Below are 9,596 nucleotides of genomic sequence, written 5' to 3'. Positions count from 1 at the left end.
GAACGCCGTCGTGAACGGTGCCGCCGGGGCGTTTTCCGAGCGCAGCGCCACCCACCCGTTCGGCGCCATGATCTGATAGGCCAAGGCTTTCGAGTTCAGCGTCAAGACCAGCTGCCGCGCCCTGTCGTCCATCACCTGCGGAGCGCTCAGCGCGTCCACGGTCGCCGGCAGCAGGCGCTGCGCGATCTCGACCAGCGCATTGTCGAGCCGCTCGTTCACCTCGAACACGGTCAACAGGCCGGCGGTGACGCTGCCGAGCAGCCACAACACCGCCATGGCCGAGGCCAACAGCCAGATCAGCCGCGAAACCAGGCTGCGCCCCATCATCGTCTCAACTCCTGATCCGGTAACCAAGGCCGCGCGCGGTGCGCACGAAATCGCGCCCGAGCTTGCGCCGGATCCGGCTGATATACACCTCGATCGCGTTGCTCTCGATCTCTTGTTCGAAGGCATAGAGCGCATCCTCGATCTGCTCGCGCGACACGGTGGCATTGGGCCGGCGCACCAGTACCTCCAGCACCGCCCATTCGCGCGCCGTCAGCTCCACCTCGGCCCCATCCCGCCGCGCCAAGCGCGCCTCAAGCTCGAGCTCCACCGACCCGAATTGCTGCGCCGTCGCCACGGTGCCGAAATAGCGCCGCGCCACGGCATTCAGCCTGGCGATCAACTCATTGAGATCGAACGGCTTCACCAGATAATCGTCGGCCCCGGCGCTCAAGCCCTCGATCCGGTCGCTGATCTGATCACGCGCGGTCAGAATCACCACGGGAATGGCGTCTCGCCGCGCCCGCAGCGCCCGCAAAAAATCCAGCCCCCTTCCGTCCGGCAGTTGCAGGTCCAGCAACAGCAGGTCGTAGGCCACGGTGCGCATCGCCGCACCCGACGCCCCCAAGGTCTGGAACCAATCCACCGCATGCCCCGCCTGGCGCACATGCTCCTGCACTGCGGCGCCCAAGTCGGGCTCGTCCTCGACCAGCAGAATCCTCATAATTCAGGCCTGGCTCTTACAAGCATGGGCCCTCTTACATCCGCCACCGCTGAAAGCCGAGCACGGCCCGGGGATCAGCAGCGAAGGAAAGCGCACGGAAGGCTTCTTTTTGTGAACGAAAAGAAGCAAAAAAACTTTTTTATACTGGGCCATGGGCGTGGTCTACGACAACGCCCATGGCCCAGCATAGAAGAAGTTTTTGCGTCGCTTTTTTCAAAAAGCGGCTGCTTTCCTCTATCAGAAGCGCTGCGAGAAGCCCACCAGAATGGTCCGCCGCTGCCCGTATTGCGGCGCGAACACGCCGACACCGCTACCGGTGCGCAACTCGTAAGTACGATCGAGCAGGTTCAGGACATCCAGCCGAACCGAGGCACCGTGCCAGCCGGCGAAGTTCAGCTGCTGCACGATCGAGCCGTTCACCGTGTAATAGCCTGGCACCTCCGCGCCGTTCGGAATGGTCTCCTCAGCGGTCGTCAAATCGGAGCGCAGACCGCTGCCATAAACCAGGTCGGCGGAAAACAAAGTCGGGTTCCGCGTTTTCGCATTCAGCGTATAGGCGATGCCGCCCGAGCCGGTCACGGTCTGGTCATGGTCGAGATAGATCCAGTGGTCCTGGGTATAGGCCAGTTCCTGCGCCGTAAAATTGAATTGCGCGGTGTCGATATCCTTGCCGATCGCGCGCGAGTAGGCGAGGTTGCCATAGATCGACCACGGGCCGCGATCGTAGCTGGCGGTGAGTTCCACGCCGCTATCCTGACCCTTCGCATAATTGAAGGCGGTGAGGATCACCGGCGCCCCGAATTGCCCCTCGTCGATCAGATCCGTGGCGGTCTTGAAATAGGCATCCAGCCCCACCTGCAGGTACGGCGAGAGCATCTGCTGCACGCCGGCATCGTAATAATTATCCCGCTCCGGCTTCACCGTGCTGTCCTGGCTGGAAGCCGACTCAGCCGTGGTGTTGTTGAAGGCCGCAACCGTGTTCCCGCCGACCAGTTCGAACGGCGGCGGCGTGAAGTAACGCGCGTAGCCGGCATGCAGCGTGGTCGTGTCAGTCGCGTTCCACACCACGTTCACGCGCGGGCTGAGCTGCGTCGCCGAGGTGTATTCGTTCACGCCGTCGAAGCGCGCGCCGTAATTGATCGTTACCCGCGGCAGGATTTTCCACTCATCCTGCACGTAGAGCCCATACAGCGTACCGACCTTCTGCTGGCCCTGGTAGATCGTTGGCAACGGCGTATCCGAGGCCGCCTCGGGCATGCCTGAGGGCAGATAAGCGCCGGGGACCGCCGGCAGCACCGTGGAGGCGGTGGTGACATTCAGCGCATCCGCCTCGAACTGGAAACCGAAGCGCAGCGTATGCGCGTTGTTGATCCGCCAGCTGCCGTCGCTCTGCACGCCGTTCGAGAAGATCGAACGGTCGGCCGTCTGCGCGATGCCGTTGAACACCAGGTCGCCGATCGGATCGGGCGTGTAGTTCAGGCTGCTATAGCGCGAATAGAGCGAAATCTGCTCATTGACCGTAGCGTAAGATTTTTGCAGCGAGAGAATGCCGAAATCGGTGATTTCGCGCTGATATTCATTAAGGTCGGCGCTGTTATAATTGGCGGCGGTGGCGCCCTTCACCGTGTACACCGGCGTCTGCCCCGGATTGTTGGGGATCTGGAATTCCTCGTTAGAGATGCCGACGATCAGGCTCACCCGCGTGGTCGGGTTTAAAATCGTCGAGATGTGCCCGAGGAAATGGTACTGGTCGCTAACATCGTGAAGCGGGGAGGAACTGCCGGTCGGATTCTCGATGCCGACCGGGTTGCGCAGCAAATCCCCGGTGAAGTAATAATCCGTGTTCCCCGCCACGCCACCATAGCTGAAGCTCGGCTGCAGGTAACCGCGCGAACCGCCTTCCATGGAAATCTCACCGCCCGGATCGGTCGAGCCCGATTTCGTCTGGATATCCACAACGCCCGCCTGCAAAAATCCATATTCCGCCGGCAACGCTCCGGTGATCAGCGACATCGAATGCGCAAAGCGCGACTCCAACACCTGGCCGAACACCGAGAGCCCTTCGGGGAGTTCCACGCCGTCCAGCCGGTACTGCACCTCGTTATGGTCGCCGCGCACATGGATCTGGCCGTAACTGTCCTGCGCCACGCCGGGCGCCTGCAGCACCACGTCGTTCAACGGCGCGTTATCCGCCTGCGGGATCGACTCGAGGGCCTTGTGGCTGAGGTTATATCTGGTTGCCCCCAGGTTAGTCTCGATCTGGCTGCGCGCGGCGTTGAGTTTCTCCGCCACCTTCACCTCGCGGACCATGGTCGGCGTAGCGGCACCATCGCCCAGCGAAACTTCCGTCGGCGCCACCGGCGCGGTCTGCGCCGCAGCCGGCAGAATCCCCAGCCCCCCGGCGCTCAGGACAAGAAAAGTCGATTGCAGCAGCATCTTCCGCGTCGGCGTCATAAGAACCCCTGTTGATCTCAAACGCCGGTTTTTGGCGTCCTGACAAAAATGTTATGCTATGTTATATTATAACATTTGTCAGACACAAGCGGTCACACGCAGGAAAAGGCAAGAGAAAGGCAAGACTTCTTTTTGTGAACAAAAAGAAGCAAAAAAACTTTATGAGTCTGGTCCTGGGGCGTTGTCGCTGACACAGCCCATGGCCCAGCATAACAAAAATTTTTGCGCCGCTTTTTTTAAAAAGCGGCTGCTTCCTTACGCAGCGCGCGCGCCGACCGACTGGTTGATCGCGCTCGCCGCCCAGACGCCCACAGCGCAGGCCGCCAGGCAGATGATCATCGACAGAGCGACATACAGCGCCGCCCGCCCCGGCTGCCCGGTGCGCGCCAGTTCCACGGTCTGCAGGCTGAAGGACGAAAAGGTGGTGAAGCCGCCGCACACGCCGACGGTGACAAAAATCCGCGCCTCATAGGGCAACGCGAAACGATGCCCCATGCCGGTCAGCCCGCCGAAGAAGCTGATGACGAACGAGCCCAGGATGTTGATCAGCAGCGTCCCCCAGGGAAACGCCGCACCCACCGCCACGGCCATCGCATTGCCGAGCCAGAACCGCGCGACACTGCCGATGGCCCCGCCGATCGCCACCCAGAGATACGGCATCAACCCAGCTCGGCGAGCAGGGTTCTCTGGGGATCGCCCGCTTCGGCATCGGTCAGCGCGATCGGGTAGTCGCCTGTGAAACAGGCATCGCAGAAGGCCGGCGCCTTCGGATCCCGCCCCGCCCGGCCGAGCGCCTGGTACAGGCCGTCGATGGAAATGAAGGACAGGCTGTCCACGCCGATCAGCTTGGCCATCGCCGCGACATCGTTGCGCGCCGCCAACAGCTTGCCGCGCTCCGGCGTGTCGATGCCATAGAAGCAGGAATGGGTGGTCGGCGGTCCGGCGATGCGCATATGCACCTCCCTCGCCCCGGCCGCGCGCACCATTTCCACGATCTTCTGGCTGGTGGTGCCGCGCACGATCGAATCATCCACCAGCACCACGCGCTTGCCCTCGAGCACCGCGCGGTTGGCCGAATGCTTCAGGCGCACGCCGAGATGGCGGATCTGGTCGGTCGGCTCGATGAAGGTGCGGCCGACATAATGGTTGCGGATGATGCCAAGCTCGAAGCTCATCCCGCTCGCCTCGGCAAAACCCATCGCCGCCGGCACGCCGGAATCAGGCACCGGCACCACGATATCCGCATCCGCCGGCGCCTCATGCGCCAGTTGCGCGCCGATCTTTTTCCGTGCGGCGTAGACGGACGTGCCCTCCATCACCGAATCCGGACGGGCGAAATAGATGTATTCGAACACGCAGAAGCGCGGGTTCTGCACGCCGAACGGCTTGACGCTCCGCACCCCGGCATCGTCGATCACGACGATCTCGCCCGGCTCGACGTCACGCACGAATTCCGCGCCGACGATATCCAGCGCGCAGCTCTCGGAAGCCAGGACCCAGCCGGCCTTGCCATCGGCATTCTGCGTGCGCCCCAGGATCAGCGGCCGCACGCCGAGCGGATCACGCACGCCGATCAGATGCTCGTTGGTCAGCACCACCAGCGAATAGGCGCCTACCACCTGCTTGATCGCATCGATCAGCCGGTCAATCACATTCGCATACAGGCTGATGGCGATCAGATGCACGAAGACTTCCGAGTCCATCGTGCTCTGGAACAGGCAGCCGCGCCGCGTCAGCGCCTTGCGCAGCGTGTGCGCGTTGGTGAGGTTGCCGTTATGGCCGACCGCGAGGCCGCCGAATTCGAATTCCGCGAACAGCGGCTGCACGTTGCGCAGCACCGTCTCGCCGGTGGTGGCATAACGGTTATGGCCAATCGCCCGCGTCCCCGGCAGCCCTGCCATGACCTTGGCATCGCCGTAATTGTCGCCCACCAGGCCGAGGCCCTTGTGCGAATGGAAACGCACGGCGTCATGTGTGACAATGCCGGTGGCCTCCTGGCCACGATGCTGCAGGGCGTGCAGGCCCAAGGCCGTAATCGCCGCCGCGTCCGTCACATTCCATGCGCCGAAGACGCCGCATTCCTCATGCGGCTTGTCATCATCGATCAAAATTGAGCCCTGCCCTTATCCGGTAACCGCCACGCTCTCCCTAGACGTGTGACAGTCTTATGTCGAGCGCGGCCAGCTTATGGCACGTTTGCAGCGCGCTGTCCTCGGAAAGGAAGCAGCCGCTTTTTGGAAAAAGCGGCGCAAAAACTTCTACTATGCTGGGCCATGGGCATTGTCGGGGACAACGCCCATGGCCCAGCATAGCAAAGTTTTTTTGCTACTTTTTGTTCACAAAAAGCAGGCCTTCGCTTGCCTTAATGCGCCAATGCGCTGCCTGCCACCGGCGTCTGCATCAGCGTGGCAGCACTCGGCGTCGCGGCACCGGACAGCGGCGCCACCTCCGGCTGGTACTGACGCGGCAGATACGAGACCAGCGCCACCGCCCCTTCATGCGCCCAGGGCAGAAAGCGCGCATTCACCACCGGCGCCGGCCATTGCGCCCGATCGACGCCGACCGAGAGTGCGATATAGGCTAGGCAGACGATCACCGCCCCACGTACCACGCCAAATACTAGGCCCAGGCTGCGATCGAGCCCCGACAGGGCCGAGTCCCGGACCATCCCGCCGATCAGCGCCGAGACCACGCTGAGCACGACCAGCGTGACCAGGAACACCGCCCCCATCGAGACATACACCACCAGATTCTTCATCGGCAGCACGCTGTTCACGTAAGGCTGCACTAGCGGATAGAAGCGCAGCGCCGCAAACGCCGCACCCACCCACGCGAACACGCCCAGAACTTCGCGCACAAAGCCGCGAACCATGGAGAACACCGCTGAAAGGATCACGATCAGCAGCGCCGCGCCATCGACCCAGGTCATGAGGACTCCTTGCTCTGCACCGCTCGTTTTACTCCGGACGTGGCCACGCCCACCAGATCTGTGAGGTGACCAATTTCAACGAGCTTCAAACTGGTCGGCACCGACAGCCGCGCCGCCCCGCCGGCCACGCGCTTCGGGCTCGCGGCCTGGGCGAAGCCGAGCTTCGCCGCCTCCTTCAGCCGCAGTTCCGCCTGCGCCACCTGGCGCAGTTCACCAGAGAGGCCGATCTCGCCGAAAAACACCATCGAGGGATCGGTCGGCACGTCCGACGCGGCGGAAATCAGCGCCGCCGCCACCGCCAGATCCGCCGCCGGCTCGGTGATGCGCAAGCCCCCCGCGACGTTCAGATACACGTCGTTCATCGCCAGCTTCAGCCCGCAACGCGCATCCAGGACCGCCAGCAGCATGGAGAGCCGCCCGGAATCCCAGCCGATCACCGAGCGCCGCGGCGAGCCGCCGGGGTTGGGCGAGAGCAGCACCTGGATCTCCATCAGCACCGGCCGCGAGCCTTCAAGCCCCGCAAACACCGCGCTGCCGGCGACATTGCCGCGCCGTTCCGCGAGAAACAGCGCGGAAGGATTGGCCACCTCGGACAGCCCCGCGCCGGTCATCTCGAACACGCCGATCTCGTCGGTGGCGCCAAAGCGGTTCTTGATGCCGCGCAGGATGCGGAACTGGTGGCCGCGATCGCCCTCGAAATGCAGCACCACGTCGACCATGTGCTCCAGCACGCGCGGCCCGGCGATGTTGCCCTCCTTGGTCACATGCCCCACCAGCATCAGCGCGAAGCCTTGCGTCTTGGCCGCGCGGATCAGCTCGAACGCCGCCGCCCTCACCTGTGTCACGCTGCCCGGCGCGGAATCCACGCCGTCGGTCCACATCGTCTGGATCGAGTCGATCACCACCAAGGCAGCGTCGGGAAATTGCGTCAGGCTGGCGAGAATGTCGCCGAGCTGGGTCGCCGCCGCCAGCGCCATCGGCGCCTCGGTCAGCCCCAGCCTGGCGGCGCGCATGCGGATCTGATCGACAGATTCTTCGCCGGAAATATACACCACCCGCCGGCCCGCCATGCCCAGCGCCGTGCCCGCCTGCAGCAGCAGCGTGGATTTGCCGATGCCCGGATCACCGCCGACTAGCACCACCGAGGCCGGCACCAGCCCGCCACCCAGCACGCGGTCGAACTCCTCGATCGTGGTGGGCACGCGCGGGGGCGGCGGCGTCAGGCCCGCGAGACCGAAAAATTCGATCTTGCCGGCCCGCGCCGGGTTCGGCTTCATGCCGCCGGGCAGCACCTGCAACGGCACCTGCTCCTCCAGCGTGTTCCATTCGCCGCACGCCTCGCAGCGCCCCGCCCATTTCGGAAAGGCGCCGCCGCAGGCTGAGCATGCGAAACTTTTCGCCGGCTTTGCCAATCAGCTCGGCTGCCAGCCGAAATTTTTCGCCAGAAACCCCTGCAGCTCGGCCTGCCCGGCGCCGACCTGCCCCAGCACGGCGAGCGAGGCCTGCGCCACCGGCGCCGCCTGCAGCGTGATCGAGCTGGCGCTCGCCGCGGCCGCGAGGGCGGGGCTGGCGATCGCGGCATTCGCCGCCTGGCCCCATTGCGCCACCTTGTTCGGATCGCTGAGGCGCGGCAGCACGAGCAGGAAATCGGTCCGCGCCGCCACTGCCGCAGCACGGAAGGCGCTATCGAGAAACGCCGTGTCGCTGCTGCCGAAGCTGTGCACATCCGGCAGGCCGGGGAAAAGCGGATCGCCGGTGAGCGCGCCATTCGGGGCCAGGGCACCGAGACAGAACACCGGCACACCGCCGCCAGCGGTCAGTGGCGCCACGTCCTCCGGCACGCCTTCGTCGGCCAGAAACACCGCATCCACCTCGCCTGAAAGAAACGCGCTGGCCTTCGCCGTGCTGTCGCGCAAGCCGAAAACCGGGGCCATCGACACGCCCATCCGCGCCAGCGCCAGCAGCGCCGCGAGATCATTGCTCTCGGGCTGATACGCCGCCAGACGCAGCGGGGCCATGGCCCGCAGAGTCTGCAGATCCGGCGCAGCGCCCTTCGGCAGCCGCACCACCAGCACGCCGGAATTGCAGCCGACCATCAGCGGCACCCAGCGCGTCGGGTCGAAATGCACCCGGCTGTCGCCGGTCAGCCAGGCGGTCAGCGCGGCGCCGGGTACGATCGCCGCGGTTCTTCCGTCCGGTATCACCAGCGTGTCCAACTGGTTCGCGCCGGTCACGCCGTCCAGCCCACCCACAGCCTGCGTCCTGATCACCGGGTCGCCGGGGAAACTGCCTGTCATCGCCAGCGCGCAGGCATTGCCCCAGCGGCTGATCCGGTCGCCCGCGGGTCCGGCTTCCAGCAAGGTCAAAGGTAGCGCGCCGGTCACCACCTGCGCGGACGCGAACCCGCACGGCACCAGCGCCGCGGCGAGGCCGCCTAAAATCTGCCGGCGTTTCATCGGTGGCCCATTCCCTCAGAATAACACGCCATCGCGCCCTGACGCGTCATCTTATTCGTCGTACTGAACGAGCGCCTCGAACGGCACGTCGAACTTCTTGCGCCCTTCGAGAAAGGTCAGCTCGATCAAAGCCGCGGCGGCCACAACTTCGGCGCCGACATTCTGCAGCAGCTTGATGCCGGCCGCCATGGTGCCGCCGGTCGCCAGAAGATCATCCACCACCACGACCCGCGCGCCCTTCTCGACGGCGTCCGCCTGGATCTCGATCCGGTCGGTGCCGTATTCCAGGTCATAGTCATAGCCCACGGTCGGACCGGGCAGCTTGCCGCGCTTGCGCAGCATCACGAAGCCACAACCCAGCTTCAGCGCCAGCGGCGCCGCCAACAGGAAGCCACGGCTCTCAACCCCCGCCAGCACGGTCGGATGGTAGGCACGCACGACATTGGCCAGACGGCCCATCGCCACCTGCCAGGCATCGGCATTCCGCAGCAGGGTGGAAATGTCATAAAAAAAGATCCCAGGCTTCGGAAAGTCCGGAACGCCGCGAATGTGTTCTTTCAGGTCCATGTGGCGTCTATAGCCGACCCGCTCGGCACGGCAAAGCCGCAAGGGGAAGCGAAGGGGAAGGCTACTTTTTGTGAACAAAAAGTAGCAAAAAAACTTTATTACTAACCCGGCCGCCAAATAGGTATCACGCTCTTCGTCATGCGGCATATCGGACATCAGCCGCCTGAAAGAAGGAACGCACCTTTTCCGGCCGGCGTTGCAG

General features: G+C 64.2%; 8 protein-coding genes and 1 pseudogene. All 9 read right to left on the bottom strand.

From position 1 onward, the window contains the following. Window positions 1–327 (bottom strand): annotated as a pseudogene (locus VGG47_RS12525) (hypothetical protein); the annotation flags it as partial. 4 nt (window positions 328–331) lie between these two features. Further along, complete coding sequence (locus tag VGG47_RS12520) at window positions 332–988, bottom strand: response regulator transcription factor (RefSeq protein WP_331539044.1); 657 nt, start codon at window positions 986–988, stop codon at window positions 332–334. A gap of 237 nt (window positions 989–1,225) precedes the next feature. Beyond that, window positions 1,226–3,442 carry a TonB-dependent receptor gene (locus VGG47_RS12515; RefSeq protein WP_331539042.1) on the bottom strand — a complete coding sequence of 739 codons (2,217 nt, stop codon included), beginning with the start codon at window positions 3,440–3,442 and terminating at the stop codon, window positions 1,226–1,228. 255 nt (window positions 3,443–3,697) lie between these two features. Then, entirely contained in the window at window positions 3,698–4,102 is a 405-nt protein-coding gene (gene crcB / locus VGG47_RS12510) for a fluoride efflux transporter CrcB (RefSeq protein ID WP_331539041.1), read from the bottom strand. Then, on the bottom strand, window positions 4,102–5,550 hold the full coding sequence (purF, locus tag VGG47_RS12505) for an amidophosphoribosyltransferase (protein ID WP_331539040.1): 1,449 nt from the start codon (window positions 5,548–5,550) through the stop codon (window positions 4,102–4,104). Before purF ends, crcB begins: the two co-directional genes overlap by 1 nt. Window positions 5,551–5,804: 254 nt before the next feature. Further along, entirely contained in the window at window positions 5,805–6,371 is a 567-nt protein-coding gene (locus tag VGG47_RS12500; RefSeq protein ID WP_331539038.1) for a CvpA family protein, read from the bottom strand. Continuing rightward, window positions 6,368–7,783 (bottom strand): DNA repair protein RadA, encoded by a 1,416-nt coding sequence (radA, locus tag VGG47_RS12495; protein WP_331539036.1) that lies wholly within the window; start codon window positions 7,781–7,783, stop codon window positions 6,368–6,370. Before radA ends, VGG47_RS12500 begins: the two co-directional genes overlap by 4 nt. Beyond that, window positions 7,784–8,827 carry a hypothetical protein gene (locus VGG47_RS12490; protein ID WP_331539034.1) on the bottom strand — a complete coding sequence of 348 codons (1,044 nt, stop codon included), beginning with the start codon at window positions 8,825–8,827 and terminating at the stop codon, window positions 7,784–7,786. Window positions 8,828–8,878: 51 nt separating this feature from the next. Continuing rightward, entirely contained in the window at window positions 8,879–9,394 is a 516-nt protein-coding gene (locus tag VGG47_RS12485) for an adenine phosphoribosyltransferase (RefSeq protein ID WP_331539032.1), read from the bottom strand. Between the last annotated feature and the right edge of the window lie 202 nt (window positions 9,395–9,596).

The sequence above is a fragment of the Acidocella sp. genome, from assembly GCF_036489515.1.
In the GTDB taxonomy this organism is placed as follows: Bacteria; Pseudomonadota; Alphaproteobacteria; order Acetobacterales; family Acetobacteraceae; genus Acidocella.
The sequence above is the reverse complement of the archived record's forward strand: the minus strand, read 5'-3'. Positions and strand labels throughout refer to the sequence as shown.